This is a genomic window from Haloterrigena salina JCM 13891, from assembly GCF_000337495.1.
Lineage (GTDB): Archaea > Halobacteriota > Halobacteria > Halobacteriales > Natrialbaceae > Haloterrigena > Haloterrigena salina.
Window position 1 is genome coordinate 84,828 of record NZ_AOIS01000003.1, and the last position, 17,790, is coordinate 102,617.

Here is a 17,790-nt window from a genome sequence, read left to right on the forward strand (position 1 = left end):
GTACGATCGGAAAACGGTGGTGCGGGTTCGCTGCGGTCGGCGACTGCGCGGTCGCGATCGGTCCCGTCCGGTCGTCTCGGGACTACTCGGCCGTACTCAGCAGCACCGTTCGGTTGGACTTCAGGATCACGTCCTGCGTGACGCTTCCGAACAGCGCCTTCCCAGTCGGGGACCGCTTCCGGCCGGCCAGACTGATCACGTCGGCATCGAGCTCCGCAGCCTGATCCAAAATGTTCCGAACGGCGTTGCCGCTCGACTGCGCGACCTCGACGGTAAAGCCCGCCTCCTCGAGTCGCTCGATCGCTTCCGAGACCGATTTCAAGTTCTCGGCGTCGGCGTTCTCGTCGTCGGCCCGGAAAACGTGATAGAGCACGATACGCACCTGCTCCGTCTCCAGTGGGAGCTCGGTTACCGATTTGACCTGTTCGTTCGCCCGTTCGACGTCCGTGTCAATGCAAAGTAGGATCGTTTTCATGGGAATCACCCCCGAGCGGTCGGCGGCGGAACCGATCGTCCGCTACCGTCGATCACTCGGATTGTCGTGTAGCCGTTACATCAGTTTACGGCATTATAGTATTTGTCATCACGTGCCATAATGGCAGCGCAGACCGACCCGCCAGATGATAGATCGATCGCGTGATTTTCATGCGACTTCGTCTCACGAGTGTGTATGCCGGCCACGATAGATGATACCGACGGCCTCGAGTCCCTCGTCGCGGAGCTGCTGGTTCGCGACTCGGACAGACACGTCGTCGTCCTCCGGGACGAGACGAACGACATCGCGGTCTACGAGGCGCCGCCGACACCGGTCGAGCGCGACGGCGACGTGCTCGTCGACGACGAGGGCGAGCGCTGGGTGCTCACCCACGACGCGCTCGAATGCGAGAGCGACGGGCGTAGACTGTCCCGCGTCTCAGGGCGCCATGGGCTGTTCTTCGCGTTCCGGTCGCAGTACGAGACGGTCGAAATCGGACCGAACTAGATGCCCGTTTCCAGCGCGTCGCGCAGGTCGTCGGGAACCGGGACGCCGCTGTCGCCGTCAACGGGAACACAGACGCGGAACTCGGTGCCGCTGAAGACGACCTCGCCGTCGTGGGTCGCCCGGTAGTCGAACTGCACGCTCGACTCCCCGACCTCGGGTGTCAGTTCGATCTCGACCTCGTCGCCGCCGGCGACCTGTCCCTCGAAGTCGAAGTCCATCGAGACGAGGGGCAGTCCGACGCCGTGTTCCTCGGTCAGCTCCCAGAACGGCCACCCGATCTCTTCCATGAACATGTCCGAGGTCTCGTGGATCGCGTCGATCATCCGCGGATAGTGAGCGATGCCGAACGGGTCCGTATCCGAGAATCGGACGGTCCAGCTACGTGTGAATCCCATGATGTCCCGAGCGTGTGCGCCGGGAAATATAAAAGTACTGTCGAACGCCGCACCGGCTGGTCGCTCGTCCCTCGTTCGATAGCAGCGAACGATAGTACCATATTATTCATGTGATTTTGCTATCTTCCCATACGAAGTAATCGAAGAACGAGATACTATCCCCGAGAAAACATTCATGGAGGTAGCGCTCAAAGAGAGGATGATAAATGGACATCGATATGTGGGTCGAGAAACCCCCGATGAGAGGGTCCAGCGGCGTGTCCGCGACCGAAACCACCGACAGTACCTGCGGTGCCTTCGAACCGACCGTTACGAATCGCTCTCGGCGTGACGGCCCGATCCCTACTCCGGCGTACGATCGCGTCGAAAATTCCGACAGTTCCCTCGCGTGTGCCTGACGATTTATGACTGCGAGTCCTAACACTTCTCTCGACGTCGACGCACCAGATGCCGACGAGCGGGCGGTGTACGATTACGTCTCCAACGACGTCGAGCGACCAGACCTAGTCACCGCCCTCCGCGAACGGATCGCCGGCGACGTCCGGTTCGACACCTACACGCGACAGTTGTACGCGACCGACGCGAGCGCCTACGAAGAGACGCCGATCGGCGTCGTCTTCCCGACGTCGACCGAAGACGTCGCGAGCGTCGTCACCTACTGCGCCGACCGCGAGATCCCCGTCCTCCCGCGAGGCGGCGGCACGAGCCTCGCCGGCCAGGCGGTCAACGAGGCCGTCGTCCTCGACTTCAGCCGTCACATGGACGGGATCGTCTCAGTCGACGCCGACGCCCGACGGGCCCGCGTCCAGTCAGGGGTCATCCTCGAGGAACTCAACGACGTGCTGGCCCCCCACGGGCTGAAGTTCGCGCCGGATCCAGCCGCCGGTAATCGGAGCGTCATCGGCGGCGCGATCGGCAACAACTCCACGGGCGCCCACTCGCTGAAGTACGGGAAGACCGACGCCTACATCGAGGAAGTGGAAGCCATCCTAGCCGACGGCACCGTCGCGACCCTCGGCGAGGTCGACGTTGACGATCTCCGCGAGCGGGCCGATCCCGATGGTGATCTCCTCGAGTGCGTCTTCGCGGAAGTCGTCCGAATCATCGACGAGGACGCTACCGAGGTCCGGGACCGGTTCCCGGATCTGAAGCGCAACGTCTCCGGCTACAACCTCGATATGCTCGTCGAGGAAGCCGAGAGCGGCACTGTCAACCTCGGTCGGTTGCTCGCGGGCAGTGAGGGAACGCTGGCCGTCATTACGGAGGCTGAGGTCTCCCTCGAGCCCGTTCCCGAGACGAAGGCGGTCTCCCTCCTGTTCTATGAGAGCGTCCTCGAGGCCGTGACGGATGTCCAGCACGTCCTCGCACACGACCCCGCGGCGGTCGAACTCATCGACGACGTGCTGATCGGGCTGGCCCGCGAGACTGCGGAGTTCAAGGAGATCGCGGCGTTGGTCCCCGACGGCGCGCAGGCGGCGCTGCTCGTCGAATTCTACGCTGATGACGACGAGCACGGCCGAGAACGGACTGCCGGTCTCCTCGCCGATCGGGTGCCGGAGGGCAAGAGCGAGGCGACGCCGCCCGAGGACCGCCCCGTCGTCGACGAAACGTACGCCTTCGAGGGGCTCGAGGCCCATGCGGACGCCGAGCGCGAGAAGTTCTGGAAGCTCCGCAAGGCAGGGCTGCCGATCCTCCTCTCTCGCACCTCCGACGAGAAGCACATCAGCTTCATGGAGGACTGCGCGATCCCACCGGAGCACCTCCCCGAATTCGTCGAGCGGTTCCAGTCGCTGCTCGTCGAGAAGGACCGCGATGTCGACGCAGCCTTCTACGCCCACGCCGGGCCGGGCGTCCTCCACGTGCGTCCGCTGGTGAACACGAAGGCCGTCACGGACCGCGAGGACATGGTCGAAATCGCCGACGAGGTGACGGACATGGTCGTCGAGTTCGGCGGCTCCGTCTCCGGCGAACACGGGGACGGTCGGGCCCGAACCCAGTGGAACCGCAAGCTCTACGGCGACGACCTCTGGCAGACGTTCCGCGACCTGAAGACGGCGTTCGACCCCGACTGGCTCCTGAACCCGGGCAATATCTGCGGCGACCACGACATGACGGAAAACCTCCGGTATGACGACGAGTACGCGTACGACGCCGGATTCGAGCCGTCGCTGAACTGGGACAACGAGAACGGCATGCAGGGGATGGTCGAACTCTGTCACGGCTGTGGCGGCTGCCGGGGTGATCAGGAAACCACCGGCGGCGTGATGTGTCCGACCTACCGTGCGGCCGACGAGGAGATTACGGCCACGCGAGGTCGCGCGAACCTCCTCCGGCAGGCCATGAGCGGCGACCTCCCCGACGATCCCACCGACGACGAGTTCGCGGAGGAGGTGCTGGACCTCTGTATCGGCTGCAAGGGCTGTGCCCGGGACTGCCCCAGCGAGGTCGACATGGCCAAGCTGAAGACGGAGGTCATGCACGCCCGTCATCAGGAACACGGTGCCAGCCTCCGCGACAAGCTGTTCGCCAACTTTGATCGGCTCGCACCGCTGGGCAGCGCGCTGGCACCGATATCAAACCTCGCGCAGTCGCTCCCGGGTGCCGGGACGATCGCCGAGAAGACCGTCGGGATCGCCTGCGAGCGGTCGCTGCCCGAGTTCCACCGCGAGACCGTTCAGGACTGGTTCGAGGCCCGCGGCGGCTCCCGCGTCCCTAAAGCCGAGGCCGAACGGAAGGCCGTCTTCTTCGTAGACACGTACACCAACTACAGCCATCCCGCAGTCGGGAAAGCGACGGTCCGCGTCCTCGAGGCCGCCGGGGTTCACGTTGACGTTGCCAAGCGAACCGACAGCGGCCGTCCGGCGCTGTCGAAGGGGTTCGTTGATCAGGCCCGTGAGACGATACGGGCGAACGTCGCCGAACTCGCGCCCCGCGTCGACGAGGGCTGGGACGTCGTCCTCGCGGAGCCGTCGGACGCGGTGATGTTTCAGTCCGATGCGCTCGATCTGCTCGGCGGGACCGGCGTCGAGGCCGTCGCGGCCAACGCCTACGGCGTCTGTGAGTACCTCGACGCGTTCCGCCTCGACGAGAACGTCGACTGGGCGGCCCCGTCGGAGTCAGTGGCTTACCACGGCCACTGCCACCAGAAGGCGACGAAGAAGGACCACCACGCCGTCGGCGTCCTCCGACGCGCGGGCTACGCCGTCGATCCGCTCGACTCGGGCTGCTGTGGTATGGCCGGTAGCTTCGGCTACGAGGCCGAGCACTACTCGCTGAGCCAGTCGATCGGCGACATCTTAGTCGACCAGATCGACGACAGCGACGCAACCGTCGTCACCGCGCCGGGAACGTCCTGTCGCACCCAGCTTGGCGACAAGCGACTCGAGCCAGTCCCATCGGGAAGTTCGCTCGCCGGCAGCGAACTCGACGACGAAGAGCCGCCGACCCCGGTCGAACTGCTGGCCCACGCGCTTCCGCAGTAACGGTTCGTCGGCTCCCCTCGGATACGTTCCCAATCGAACGCGATTCGACGAAAAAGAGTCCCCCTTATACGTCGCCTGAAACGACGGATCGTCGGCCACTCGAACTAGTCCGTCGTCTCCAGCGAACGAAACTCATACACGAGTCTACCGGTGCCGAAGCGTTGCTGCAGCGTTCCTCCGATTGCGCGTGTTTCTACACCGATCGTCCGCATGAGATAGTGAATAAGCTTTTTACCACGTGTCACACACTGACGATTACAATGAACGACGACGATTCCTTCGATGTCTCTCCCCGCGACATCGCCATTCTGAAAGCGAGAGTCGACAACCCGACGTCTTCGACGCGCGAACTCAGCCAACTCCTCGAGGAGGAGTACGGAATCTCGCTGTCCCACAACCGAATCAACGAGATCCTGCGGACGATGTCCGAAGAGGAAGTGTTCCGTGAGATGGTCCTTCCGAACCGGGAGATCTTCCGCCACTACCTGTTCCGGGTCTCCTTCAACTTCCCGAACTTCGAGGACCACTGGCGGGACTGCTACGAGGCGCTTCAGAACGACCCGCACGTCCTGATGTTCTTCACCGCAGACACCGACTACCAGTGGCACGCCATTGCCCAGTTCCGGACGGACGATCAGATGGAAAGTTGGGTGCACGATTTCTTTATCGATCACGGTGATCTGATTTCCGACTTCCACAACACAATGCTCCACAGCGTTCATAAATTCCAAACCGAGTCGGCCGTGTTCGACGACATCCTCGCGGAAACGGAAGAGGGACAGGAGTACCTCGAGCACGGCGAGTAAGCGAATTACAAATTCCGTGATTTGAAGGTATTTTGCAGGTCCAAGTCCATTCCCCCACAATTTATATTACAATATTCGATAGTGGACGAACATGGGAGTAACTGACTTCTTCGATCCGGACGGAATCGCCGTCATCGGTGCATCGAAGACCCCCGGGAAGCTCGGAAACGACGCGATGACCAACATTCGTACCTACGACGGCGAGGTCTATCCGGTCAACCCCTCCAGCGAGGGGAGCGTCTACGGCTACGAGTTCGTCGACTCGGTCCACGACACCGACGCCGATCTGGCGCTGTGTTGCGTTCCCAGTCCCGTCGTTCCGGAGGTCTTAGAGGAATGTGGCGAAGCGGGCGTCGGTGCCGCAGTGATCTTCGCCGGTGGCTTCGCGGAGGTCGACGAGGACGGCCGAGAGCGCGAGGACGAAATCGTCCGCATCGGCGATGAGTACGACATGACCATCCTCGGGCCGAACACGGCGGGCTACTGCATCCCGCATCTGGACCTCTACGGGTCGTTCGTCCCGGAGATCCGCGACGTCGAGACGGGGAACGTCGCCCTGCTCGCCCAGAGCGGCGGCGTCGGAATCACCTCCGCATTCCAACTGGACCGCGAGGAGTACGGTGTGTCGGCGATGTTTGGGCTCGGAAATCGGGCGAACACCGGGTTCGTCGAACTCATTCCGGTCCTCGACGACGACCCGCGGACCGACGCGATCGCGCTCCACATCGAGGGGACCGAGGACGTCGACGCGTTCCTCGAGGCCTGCCGCGAGGCGGAGACACCGATCGTCGCGTACAAGGCCGGGAGCGAGGAACTGAGCGACTTCGTCGCGTCACACACTGGCGCGCCGAACCAGTCTCGCGAGCGCTACGAGGAAGCCCTCACCGGCGAGAGTGTCGTCTTCGTCTCGTCGGTGACCGAACTCATCGACGCCAGTCGCGCAATCGCGGATACGCCGACCCCAGCGGGGCGAAACGTCGGCCTCGTCACGGCGCAGGCCGGCCCAGGGATCATCCTCGCCGATGATATCAACGAGCGCGGCGCCGAGTTCCCCGATCTCGAGGACGAGACCCAGGAGCGCGTGGACGACCTCCTGCAGGGGATCACCTACACGGAGAACCCGGTCGACACGGGTCGCCCGCTGCCCGAGTTCGGGCAGGTGATCGACGCCGTCGCCCGCGACGACAACGTCGACGTCGTCATCGTCTACGAGATCTACGAGGACTCGCTGGGGTACCCGGTCGAGGAACTCGAGACACTCGCCGACGACCTCGAGAAGCCGATCCTCTTCACGGTCGCTGGCCCAGAGAGCTTCGAGAAGGAGCGACTGCAGATGGAGGCGGCCGGAATTCCGACCTTCCAGGCGCCGGAGCGCGGGGCGAACGCGGTTGCGGCACTGATCGACTCGATCCCAGACGACGCGTAGCTGCAGCGACAGCGGGGATCGATAGACGGAGCGGTCTGACTGCTCGTCAGCAGTGTTTCTGATATCGAACGCTGCAATCGATAGGGGTGGTCGCATTCGATCCGCCGCAGACTCGAGTTCTCGGCGCTGAAGGCCGTCCTCGCAGCGGGGCGAAGCGATCGCGGTCGCGGGTGAGCGATCAGTACAGCAGCGTGAAGACGCCTAACTGCAGCGGGAGCAGGAGGACGATCGTCGCGACCGAGCAGGCCACCGTGGTACGAATGACGTCACCGGTGTCGGCCGTGCCTTCGGCCAGGATCACCACGAGGACCGCCGACTGGTAGGGGAAGAAGTACGAACTCAGCGCCAGCGTCTCCGACATCAATACTGGCGTCAGCGGCAACCCCACGGCCTCCGCGTAGGGGATGAGAACTGGCGTAAGGACGCTCGCGACGGCCAGCCCCTCCATCAGGAAGGTCAGTATGAAGGTAATTCCGAAGACGACTGAGAGGATGATCGCGAGCGGCGCATCGGTCGGGACCAACGCGAGCAGGTAGTCGGCCGCGTCCTCGGTGAAGCCGGTGTAGGCCAGCCCATCGCCGATCGCGAAAACGGCGGCGATGAAAAAGAGGATCGAGAAGTCTGTCTCGCCGACGCTCTCGAAGTCGGTGACGCCGACGCGTGGGAGGAAGGCGAGCACGACGACGACGACCGCACCGACGACTGGGTGAAAGCCGTGGATGAAGTCGGTCGCCCAGATCGCCGCCCCGACGAGAAGGGCGGCCAGCATGCGCCGTTCGGTCCGTGACGCATCGCCGCCCGTTTCCGTCGGGACGTCAACGCTCGCGGACTGGTCCGGCCGGAAAAGGTAGTAGACGACAGCACAGACGAGCAACACGCGCGTCAGCCCCATAACCGGGTACATGTGGTACAGCCACTCCGTCCAGGAGACGGGATGATCTGCGATCGAATCCCCGAACCCGGTGAGCATGATGTTCGGAAGATCGGCGGTGAGAATGCCCGCCGAGCCGTAGAAGGTGGCGAACGCCGGACCAAGGAAAAGGCCGACACGCGCCGACCGATCGTCGAAGAGTTCGCCGGTCTCCGTGAGGATCGGTGCGATGATGAGGATCCGGACGAGCGACGAGGGGATGAGGAACGCCAACGCGTGCGCGCCGACGGAGAGCGCGAGTAGGAGCCGCCGATAGGTCTGTATCGGCTGCGTCTCGGCCGATTCGGAGACCGTTCGAGCGGTGATACGAGTCCCGGCCCAGTTCGCGAGACCGCTCCGGCGCGTCGCCTCCCCCATCAACAGTCCGAAGCCGATGAGCCACGTCGCTGGCTTCTGGAAGCCAGTCAGCGCCAACTCGGTCGAGAACGTCACGGCGATCAGTCCGATACCGATCAGCCCTGTGTACGCAGGCGGAATCGGCGTCATGACCCACAGCGAGATACAGAAGACCGTGATCGAGAGTATCCACGCGACATCACCGCCACTCCCGCCGGAGAGACCGACCCAGACCGCTGCGGCGAGTGCTATCGCAACGGTGAATGCTATTCGTGGAGTTCTGAACGCCTCAAGCGCTGACCGACTGTCCATCGTTTCGTGCATACGGTCACAGAGTTTAGGGTTAAATCTATCGAGATTCCCACAGCTATCTCCGATCCACGGTGGCCAATGGGTCACAGCGGCCCAGCGGGCGGACGACGCCTTGAGCGTCGCTCCTCCCCTAGCACCGATCACGGGCCACGGCGGGACCGCTCCGGTCCGTATGCGAACAGTTATTACGCGTCTTCGCGAGGTACCGGTGAATGGTACCTCGATTGCTCAGAGCCGTCCTCGGTGCGCTCGCGGGGCTCTTAGAGCGAGCGAACGTCATCAAGCGGACTCGGTTGCGAGCGACGGTGGATCTCGCGTGGCCGCGCATCGTTACCGGACTGGCGCGGATGTCGAAGCAGACCGCTGACGTCGCGATGGTCGGACTGGTCTCGGGGTCACCGGCGATCGCCGGGCTCGCGTTCGCGTACGCGTACTGGCAACTCGGCGACCGCATCTCGCTGGGGCTGTCCGGCGGTTCGATCAGCCTCGTTTCCCAGCACTATGGCGCCGACGAGATCGATCTCGCCAATCGGACGATCACGCAGAGCTATCTGATCGCGACGGCGCTGTCGGTGCCGCTGGCCGCGGTCTTCTACTGGCGGCCCGAGTTCCTTATCGGGCTCATGAGCGACGACCCAGCGGCGATCGAGTACGGGGCAACGTACTTGTTAGTCGTCGCGCCGGCAATCGTCTTCGAGTTCTACAACAAGATCGCCAGCCGCATCTTCGCCGGTATCGGCGACACCTTCACGCCGATGCTGCTCCGCGGTGGCGGCGCCGCGATCAACATCGTTCTCAACGTCGTGTTGATCTTCGGCCTCGGGATGGGTGTCGTCGGTGCGGCACTGGGCACCGCCGTCTCGACCGTGCTCATCACGGCCGGGCTCTGCTGGGGCCTCGCTGGAAAGTCCTATCCGACGCGGGACACACTTCCCGTCCGCCTCTCGCTGTCGGGCCCGCTCGTCGATCCGTCGCTGCTTCGATCGCTGGTCTCCGTGAGCACGCCGCTGATATTCCAGCAGCTCGCCAGGGCCGCGGTCGCGTTCCCGCTACTGGCCATCGCCGCCGTCTTCGGCTCCGTCACGGTCGCCGGCTACGAGATCGCCCGTCGGATGCGGGACCTGATCAACAGCCTATCGTGGGGGTTCTCGATCGCCTCGAGCAGCCTCGTCGGACGCCACCTCGGCGGCGACGAGGAGGACGTTGCGGCGGCCTACGGCGACGAGATCATCCGGTTCTCGCTGCTCTCCTACGTCGCTGTCGCCGTCGTCGTTATCATCTTCGCGGAACCGATCGCGGGGCTGTTCGTCACTGATGAGGCGGTCATCGACCTGGCCGTGACGTTCGTTCGCGTCACTGCCGTCGCGACGATCGGACTTGGACTCGACGAGGCCGCCACCGGTGCGCTGCGCGGCGCCGGAGACACCCGCTGGCCGTTTTACGCGGCGTTGATCGGCCTCTACGGCGTCGCGCTACCGATCGCGTATCTCGGCGTCGCCACGCCGTTGGGCGTCACAGCGCTGTATCTCTCGCTGGTCGGAGAGATGTTCGTGCCCGCCGCGATCACGCTCTATCGGTACTACACCGGCGCCTGGCGAGACGTCAGTCGCTCGCTCCGCGAGCGATCCCAGGGGACCACGGATTGAGACGCGTGCGGTGCGTACCAGGAGAATGCACCGACCGTACGCCATTGGGAAACGCTAACAGGACGATTACGCGGATGACGTCGTACATCCAGGGACGCGTTCGCTGTCCGCGAACCGGCCACCAACCGGGGAGACCGATCGACGGAGGACCGAACTGATAGCTGAAACCAGTCTACGACCCGATTAACCGATGGAGAGTACCATTCTGATCCAACAACGAATTCCGCTCGATGGACTTGGTACGGGCGAGTCTCTCGCGAGACATGTGGATCCGTCTTCGATCGATAACATTGTTCACTAATAGAGAACAGACATAGAACCTATCCGTTAGTAAGAATGAAGGGTACGAAAACAACGGAGATTATTACGAAAGTACGTCTGTAAACCACCTTGGTAGTCGGCGGCTCACGCAGCCGATCTCACGCGAAGCTAGTAGCCGAGACGAACTCGAATGCGGATTCCGAGACCCATGTGGATGTGAGTTCGGACGGATCCGCGATCGATACGGTCTCGGTGGTCTCGACGACAGCGCGTCGCGCGCTGGACCGGCGAGAACGGCGCCCGATACGGTACGCGACAGCGCGCGACGGACGAAATTGGGACGAGATTGCAACCGGCGAGGTCGCATGCGTATCGTGAAATCGTTTGTTCGTCCAGCTCATCGAGTATCACGTCCGTAGTCGAATTAGTCTCGAGCTATTCGAGAAGATCCTCGACATAGCGCTCGAGGTTCAGCCGGTAGTTGCCGAACCTCACTCTCCGTCGATTGTGATCGGGGGAAACGACTCGAGCGGCTCCGCCACAGGAGTCGCGCCGGCCAGTGTGGTCAGCCTCGAGAGGCCGCGCCCCGCTGAGATTCACCGTTCACGGTTCGCAGAGGGAGAGACCCGCGCAAAAACACACTTGATTATCGAAGTAATCACGTGTGTTCTACTCGATGATGGTTCCGTCGATTTCGGCGACTAAGAGCCGCCAACACCGCGAACACGCCATACATAAACACCATAATGCTATAGAGAATTTATCCGGTGTCACGACCACAACGTCGGGATGTAGATTACTATGTTCACTACGTGTGTGGACTGAAGTCAGAGTGTTTGATTACGCCAGTAGCTGCGGTCACTCGAGATTTTCGCTGCGCACTCGGATCAATATCATTTACGTGGCGTCGCGAGTACCGAACGGCAATGCATCTTGAGGCGAGTTCCTGAACCGATGACAAAGACACGACACCGACGGTAGATCGACTTTCTCGCGGCGCACGGGTTCGAACAGTTTGATATGGTACCTTGATGCATTCGATGCTCCAGGGAGAGAAACCAAAACTGGAACTGTACATGGTGGCCGTCGACATGCCGAACTAACACGCGCCGTACCGTCGGCCAAACTTGCTACCGTCGAGACTCGACAGCGTTGATGAACGGGTTCACTACTGTTCGTCTAGCATTATCGACTCAAGCCCGAATCGCAGTTCGGTCGGGTGGGGCTCATAGCCACTCACGCCAGTCGCGGTTGCGACCACATTCACATAGTCGGTAAGAACGGCGATCGGTGCTTCCTCGACGATGATTTCCTGTACTTCGTAGTAGCGTTCCAGTCGCTCCTCGCGGTCGGTGAGTTCGCGGGCGTCCTCAAGCAACTTGTCGACGCGGTCGTTCTCGTACCCGTGATGAATCGTCGCGTCCGTTGAGTGGAACATCTCGGTGAGCCGATCTGGATCCGGATACCAGAGCGTCCCCCAAGAGTCGAAATAGCCGTCGAACGAGTTCTGGCTGACGCGGTCGATCATCGCGCTGTACTCCATCATCGTCACGTCGACATCTATCCCAACAGCGGCGAGTTGATCCTGGATTGCCTGGGCGATCAGCGGCAGGCTTCTGGCATCGAACGTGAGGAATTCGACGGACAGTTCCTCGCCGTCGCGCGTCCGAACATTGTCGTTGTCGGCAGTCCACCCCGCGTCCGAGAGCAGCAATCGAGCGCGGTTGGGGTCGGCCGCGTTGACCTCGAGGTTGGGATTCGCCCACTCGGTAACGTCGGATGAGAACGGACCGATAGCGGGATCGACGATGCCGTCGAAAAGCGACTCGGTAATCACCTCACGGTCGATAGCGTAGTGGACGGCCTGCCGAACGCGCTGGTCGTCGAACGGTTCGGAAGTCGTATCAAACGTGAGGAACCTGATTCGAGGAATTTCTGGAGTTAGGACCTCGATGTCGTCGTCGACTTCGAGGTCGCCGACCATCTCGTATGGGAGGATGCGCGCCATCTCGAGTTCGCCGTTCTCGAGTTTCATCCTGCGGGTCTGATCATCCTCGACGACCTCGTAGCGGATGGACTCGAACGACGGCATCTCCCCGTAGTACTCGTCGTATCGCAGACCGACGATCTCTGACGCGGACTGGAACGAATCGAGGGCGAACGGGCCGGTACTAACCGGGTTCGTGACCGAGCCGTCGTCGTTGATAACATCTGGACTAACGATAACAGCCTCGTTGCGAGAGAGATGGGCCGGAAGCGGCGAGAACGGTGTCTCAGTTTCGACGATGACGGTCGTCTCGTCGCCGGCCTCGACGGTTTCGATCGGTACGGCCGCGAACGCTGAGGAGTCGACAGTCCGACGCAGCGACTCGACAGCCGCCGACGCGTCAAACGACGCGCCATCATGAAACGTCACGTCGTCGCGCAGGTCGAACTGCCACTGACGGTCGTCAAGTCGCTCCCAGTCGGTTGCGAGTCCCGGAGCCGGGTTTGCATCGGAATCGACGGTGATCAGGGCCTCGGAGATTCCAATCCGGCGCAGCATTGTACCGCCGTCGAGGGGATCCCGGGCTGGCTTCCACGGGCCGCCGAGACGGAAGTCGGCCGTCTCCGGTTCGGTGGAGAGACAGCCGGAGACAGTCAGTGTCACGGCACCAAACGTCGTTTTCAGTGCGGTGCGTCGGTTCATAGCGGACTGTGATTGTAGGTCATGTCACGGTCAGCGTCGTGAGTCGGTCGTTTGATCGGTCGATTCGCTGGAGCCGTCGGACAGGAGGTACTGCACGACGAACGGTTCGTCGAATCCGTGTTCGGCGCGAAAGGCGTTGACTTCGCGCTCCGACGGCGGACTCTGTCGCTGCTCTCGCAGTATCTGGTAGGCCGGGTCGCCGAGTGTGAGGTCGACGAACCTGTACATGATCAGCGACACGGACGTCATAACGGCCGTCAGCGACCCGAGTCGAGTGAGCAGCACTCGTATCATGGCAGCGCCATTAGCCGTCTTCACCACCGTTGGAATAGACGGCCTGTCCGATAATCGAGAGGTGGTACTGACATCGACCGACCGTTAGCTCCGCGCCCAGCCGGTCGGCTGCACGCGATCGACCGCAACCGACGCGTTTCGACTGTTTTGACGGAGAACGATGCGCTCGGGAATTCGAGATCGGAGTCTGTCGTCATCAACTCAACTTTATTTGCTGAAAGCTGGTTTGTATATATTGTGTTTCGAGTCAGCGAGCAACAGAGCGTTTGATTCCGTCGGGAACGACGCAGTCACCGGTGGACCGGGATCGTACGTCAGCGAGTGGATCGATGCGACCGTCCTTCCCGCGGAAGAGCACGCAGATCACGGTCACGACCACAAGCCAGATGACACGATATCGACGTTTCAGATGGTGCTCCAATTCGGTGCTGTCGCGACCATGGTTGTCAGGACACTTTCGACCGCCATCGAATGGGCGCAGATACCAAGAAGGAACGACTGAAGTGGCAGAGTATCCATTTGTTCTTATTCGGACACGGGGGCCGTACTCGAGAATTCAAACCGCGCCGCCGGAACCGCGAACGAGAAGTCGGAAACGAGACAGCAATTCATTTCGACTACTATACCATAAGAGAAACTAACCGAGGGTCGAGATATTCGGTGTGGATTCATCTATGAAAAGGCGGCGTTTCGTGCAAGCACTGGGTGGTGGAATCGCGGCCAGTATCGCTGGGTGTTCAAGTCAGGCCGAAAATGGTGTGCTAAATATGACAGTTCCGCGAAGTATAACGAATATCAGCCCGATCCATACTCCATCCAGATACGCCAATTTCATTCCTATTCGTATGATGTACTCGCAACTCTCGCGTATCAACTATAATATGGAAAGGGAAGATGACCTCGCAACGGAATGGGAGGCACAAGACGACGAACTCACAGAATGGTCGGTAGAAATCCGCGATGACGCTGTATTTCACCACAACGAGAAGACGGTCACCGCTGAAGATGTTGCTACTACTTATAATACAATTATTGAGGGAGAGCACCCAGGTGCAGGGACGCTTGGCGGGATCGAAAATGCCGAAGTAATTGATGAGTATACCGTCGGGTTCAATCTCACTCGGTCAAACCCAGACTTTCCGAAGTATCAATCGCTAGCATGGGCTTCAATCGTCCCGAAGGATATCATCGAAAACGATTTCGAGTCGCTTCAGACCGAAGAGTATGGGAGTGGACCGTACATTTTAGACTCCTTTTCCAATCAGGACGAAATCATCATGCGCCAGAATCCTGATTTCTACCTCACGGATGAGGAAGGAAACACACTTCCATACGCCGACGAACTTACACTAAGTCACGTCCCCGACTCTGGGACAGAGGTCACACGGCTTCAAAATCGCGAATCAGACATCATTCATCGAACAGATCCTAGCCAGTTCGATCGTCTCGAATCGATTGATCACGTTGAACCGCAGCGAGCCACTGCTGGTAATTTCATCGCATTTGTGATGAACAACGAACACGAGCCGTGGAACGATAATCGCGTACGGAGAGCAATGAAGCTAGCAGTGAATCGAGAGGAGTTCGTTCAAAGCGTTCTACAAGGATACGGGAGAATCGGTCAAGATTCAGTTCTCGCACCGATGTTCCCATATCACACGGATCTTCCAAATCGGTCACAAGACTTAGAACGCGCAAGGGAACTTCTCGCTGAGGCTGGATACGAGGACGGATTCCATCTCACGGAGGACTTCGATATCACGTTCTATACGCCATCAGAGCCCGCGGAGCAACGGAATTCAGCGGTCCTTTTTCAGGAACAGTTTAGTCAGATCGGTGTTGAAATGGACCTTGAACAGGTTAGTTACGATTACTTCAATACAGAAATTTGGGGAGAATCTCCGACGTATGCGGTCCACTACGGGACATATCTGAACGAGGACCACCTTTTGAGTAACTTGATCTGGTCCGACGGTGATTGGTGGAGCGAAAATAGTTGGGAAAACGAAGAGAAAGACCAGTTGATCGAGGAAGCAAGACGGACCACAGACGAAGAAGAACGGGGCGAAATGTACGAACGCGTTCAGGAACTTATGTACGAGGAAGGACCGTACGTTATCCCATTTCATATGGAGAATCTCGGAGCAAATGCAGAGCAAGTTGATGGTTGGGAACGCCACAGCATGTTAGAACATGATCATTTAGATAGAGTGGAAATGCAATAACGGGGATTCAGTGTGACAGCAACGATAGTCAATGGATCATCGTCCCCATGAGAAAATGATACTGAAACCACTGCTTACAGGCGCTACGAACTGTAGTCAGACATATAATAGAAGGGCATAACAAATGCACGTATCCAATCGATATCTTGCAAAACGGTTGGTATATATTATTCTTAATCTTATACTAATATCGATTATTGTATTTGGAATAACGACAGTACTTCCGGGGAATGCCGCCGAAACAATTCTCGGTCGCTATGCCACTCCAGAAAAGGTCTCTACCCTCGAACGGGAATTAGGACTCGATCAACCAATCTATATCCAATATATCGATTGGCTCTCGAGTTTTCTGACGGGTAGTTGGGGAACCAGTTTCCAACACAACAGACCGGTATTTGACCTCATCGTAACCAGAGGCGCCCGGTCGCTCTATCTCGCAGTTATCACCCTGGCAACTATTACATCAATTTCGATTCCGTTAGGAATTATCGCTGCTGTCTATCACGATAGCAAGATCGACTTCGGAATAACTGGTGTATCATACCTCGGGATCAGTGTTCCTGAATTCGTTACTGGAACCGGATTACTCGTCGTATTTGCTGGACCGGTGTTTGGGGTGTTTCCCGCTGGGGGGTATACTTCCATTTCCGATGGTGGAATCCGACAGTGGTTATCACATATCGTCTTACCAGTTACGACATTAACGATACTGTCAATCGCACATCTGATGCGATTGACGAGAACCGAGATGGTTGACATACTCAAGTCAGACTATATCCGGACTGCACGACTGAAGGGGCTCGATGAAAAAACGGTTGTCCTGAAACACGCGGTACGAAACGGATTGATGCCGACGGTCACACTCCTAGCGATGAGTTTAGGATCTCTCATGGGTGGTATCGTAGTGGTCGAAGAAGTGTTTGCCTATCCCGGACTTGGCCGGCTAATCGTCGATTCAGTCACCCATCGTGATGTCCCCGTTTTACAGGCCTCAATTCTGCTAGTTGCGTTCGTCTATACGTTTGCCAATTTAGCTGCCGACATCGTCTACACCTACCTTAATCCGCGTATCAGTTACGGCGGATCAGCGAGGTGACAATAATGGCAACAGAAAAACAAAATTCGACGACCGTTCCGACTGGAGACACATTAGTTGACCGGCTGAAAGTTTTGATTCATTCAGTTCTCTCAAACAGACGATGTGCAGTTGGACTGACGTTACTCACACCGATTGTTATACTGACTGTCCTTGCTCCAATTATTGCACCGTACAACCCGACTGAAACTCACATGGGGGCTCAACTTGCCAGTCCAGGCGGAAAATTCCTTCTCGGAACGGACCACCTCGGCCGAGATCTGTTTTCCCGTGTGCTCTACGGCGGTCGTTCAAGCCTCCTACTCGGAGTTACTTCGACGGGGCTAGCAATGAGTATGGGCGTTCCTATCGGCGTTTTTTCTGGGTATATCGGCGGGAGGGTAGACGAACTGATTATGCGCCTCATGGATACGCTAATGAGTATTCCGTCCCTCTTACTCGCACTCTTGATCGTCGCGATGATGGGGCCGGGCCTTTTCAATGCGGTGATCGCAATCGCTACCGTATACACGCCACGAATCGCGCGCGTTGTGCGAAGTAGCACGCTCTCCGTGAAACAAGAAGAATTCATTAGAGCAGCGGAAGCGCGCGGCGAATCGCGACTGTATATCTGTTTCAGAGAGATTCTGCCGAATATCTCCTCGCCAGTTATCGTTGAAGGATCGATTCGAGTCGGATTCGCGATTCTTACCGGGGCGTCTCTCTCCTTCCTCGGGTTAGGTACGCAGCCCCCGACACCGGATTGGGGGTACATGATTTCAACCGCCTATGATCACCTCTGGAGTACGATCTGGTACTGGTTGTGGCCGAGTGTGTGGCTCGGGGCAACTATTCTGGGATTCAATCTCCTTGGTGATGGATTACGCGATGTTCTAGACCCGCGAGTAGAGGAGTCTAAGGTGATGTAGC

13 protein-coding genes are annotated in these 17,790 nt (G+C 59.4%); 8 read left to right on the forward strand and 5 right to left on the reverse strand.

Features of this window, described 5'->3' with window-relative positions:
- Nucleotides 1–82: 82 nt before the first annotated feature.
- Nucleotides 83–475 (reverse strand): universal stress protein, encoded by a 393-nt coding sequence (locus C477_RS00345; RefSeq protein ID WP_008892424.1) that lies wholly within the window; start codon nt 473–475, stop codon nt 83–85.
- 195 nt (nt 476–670) lie between these two features.
- Between C477_RS00345 and C477_RS00350 the strand changes: the two genes are divergently transcribed.
- Nucleotides 671–982 (forward strand): hypothetical protein, encoded by a 312-nt coding sequence (locus C477_RS00350; RefSeq protein ID WP_008892425.1) that lies wholly within the window; start codon nt 671–673, stop codon nt 980–982.
- On the opposite strand, the gene C477_RS00355 is transcribed toward C477_RS00350, so the two are convergent.
- Nucleotides 979–1,377, reverse strand: coding sequence for an acyl-CoA thioesterase (locus C477_RS00355; RefSeq protein WP_008892426.1), 399 nt, complete (start codon nt 1,375–1,377; stop codon nt 979–981). The two genes, C477_RS00350 and C477_RS00355, sit on opposite strands and share 4 nt — an antisense overlap.
- A 404-nt stretch (nt 1,378–1,781) precedes the next feature.
- Here C477_RS00355 and C477_RS00360 point away from each other — a divergent pair, with 404 nt between their 5' ends.
- From C477_RS00360 to C477_RS00370, 3 genes are all read left to right on the forward strand, one after another.
- On the forward strand, nt 1,782–4,859 hold the full coding sequence (locus C477_RS00360; RefSeq protein ID WP_049914019.1) for an FAD-binding and (Fe-S)-binding domain-containing protein: 3,078 nt from the start codon (nt 1,782–1,784) through the stop codon (nt 4,857–4,859).
- A 260-nt stretch (nt 4,860–5,119) separates the two neighbouring features.
- Complete coding sequence (locus C477_RS00365) at nt 5,120–5,665, forward strand: helix-turn-helix domain-containing protein (RefSeq protein WP_008892428.1); 546 nt, start codon at nt 5,120–5,122, stop codon at nt 5,663–5,665.
- A 91-nt stretch (nt 5,666–5,756) separates the two neighbouring features.
- Entirely contained in the window at nt 5,757–7,091 is a 1,335-nt protein-coding gene (locus C477_RS00370; protein ID WP_008892429.1) for a CoA-binding protein, read from the forward strand.
- A 178-nt stretch (nt 7,092–7,269) separates the two neighbouring features.
- On the opposite strand, the gene C477_RS00375 is transcribed toward C477_RS00370, so the two are convergent.
- Nucleotides 7,270–8,670: an SLC13 family permease gene (locus C477_RS00375; RefSeq protein WP_049914057.1), complete on the reverse strand. Its 1,401-nt coding sequence runs from the start codon at nt 8,668–8,670 to the stop codon at nt 7,270–7,272.
- Nucleotides 8,671–8,882: 212 nt separating this feature from the next.
- Here C477_RS00375 and C477_RS00380 point away from each other — a divergent pair, with 212 nt between their 5' ends.
- Nucleotides 8,883–10,316, forward strand: coding sequence for an MATE family efflux transporter (locus C477_RS00380; protein WP_049914022.1), 1,434 nt, complete (start codon nt 8,883–8,885; stop codon nt 10,314–10,316).
- A gap of 1,429 nt (nt 10,317–11,745) precedes the next feature.
- Here the strand turns inward: C477_RS00380 and C477_RS00390 are convergent.
- Nucleotides 11,746–13,266: an ABC transporter substrate-binding protein gene (locus tag C477_RS00390; protein WP_049914023.1), complete on the reverse strand. Its 1,521-nt coding sequence runs from the start codon at nt 13,264–13,266 to the stop codon at nt 11,746–11,748.
- A gap of 30 nt (nt 13,267–13,296) precedes the next feature.
- Nucleotides 13,297–13,494, reverse strand: a complete 198-nt coding sequence (locus C477_RS00395; protein ID WP_239641823.1) for a hypothetical protein — start codon at nt 13,492–13,494, stop codon at nt 13,297–13,299.
- A gap of 947 nt (nt 13,495–14,441) precedes the next feature.
- On the opposite strand from C477_RS00395, the gene C477_RS00405 reads away from it, so the two are divergent.
- From C477_RS00405 to C477_RS00415, 3 genes are all read left to right on the forward strand, one after another.
- Nucleotides 14,442–15,785, forward strand: a complete 1,344-nt coding sequence (locus tag C477_RS00405; RefSeq protein ID WP_239641824.1) for an ABC transporter substrate-binding protein — start codon at nt 14,442–14,444, stop codon at nt 15,783–15,785.
- A 124-nt stretch (nt 15,786–15,909) separates the two neighbouring features.
- Nucleotides 15,910–16,881 carry an ABC transporter permease gene (locus C477_RS00410; RefSeq protein ID WP_049914031.1) on the forward strand — a complete coding sequence of 324 codons (972 nt, stop codon included), beginning with the start codon at nt 15,910–15,912 and terminating at the stop codon, nt 16,879–16,881.
- Between the two features lie 5 nt (nt 16,882–16,886).
- A complete protein-coding gene (locus C477_RS00415; protein ID WP_193366245.1) occupies nt 16,887–17,789 on the forward strand; it encodes an ABC transporter permease in 903 nt (300 codons plus the stop codon).
- Nucleotide 17,790: the final 1 nt, after the last annotated feature.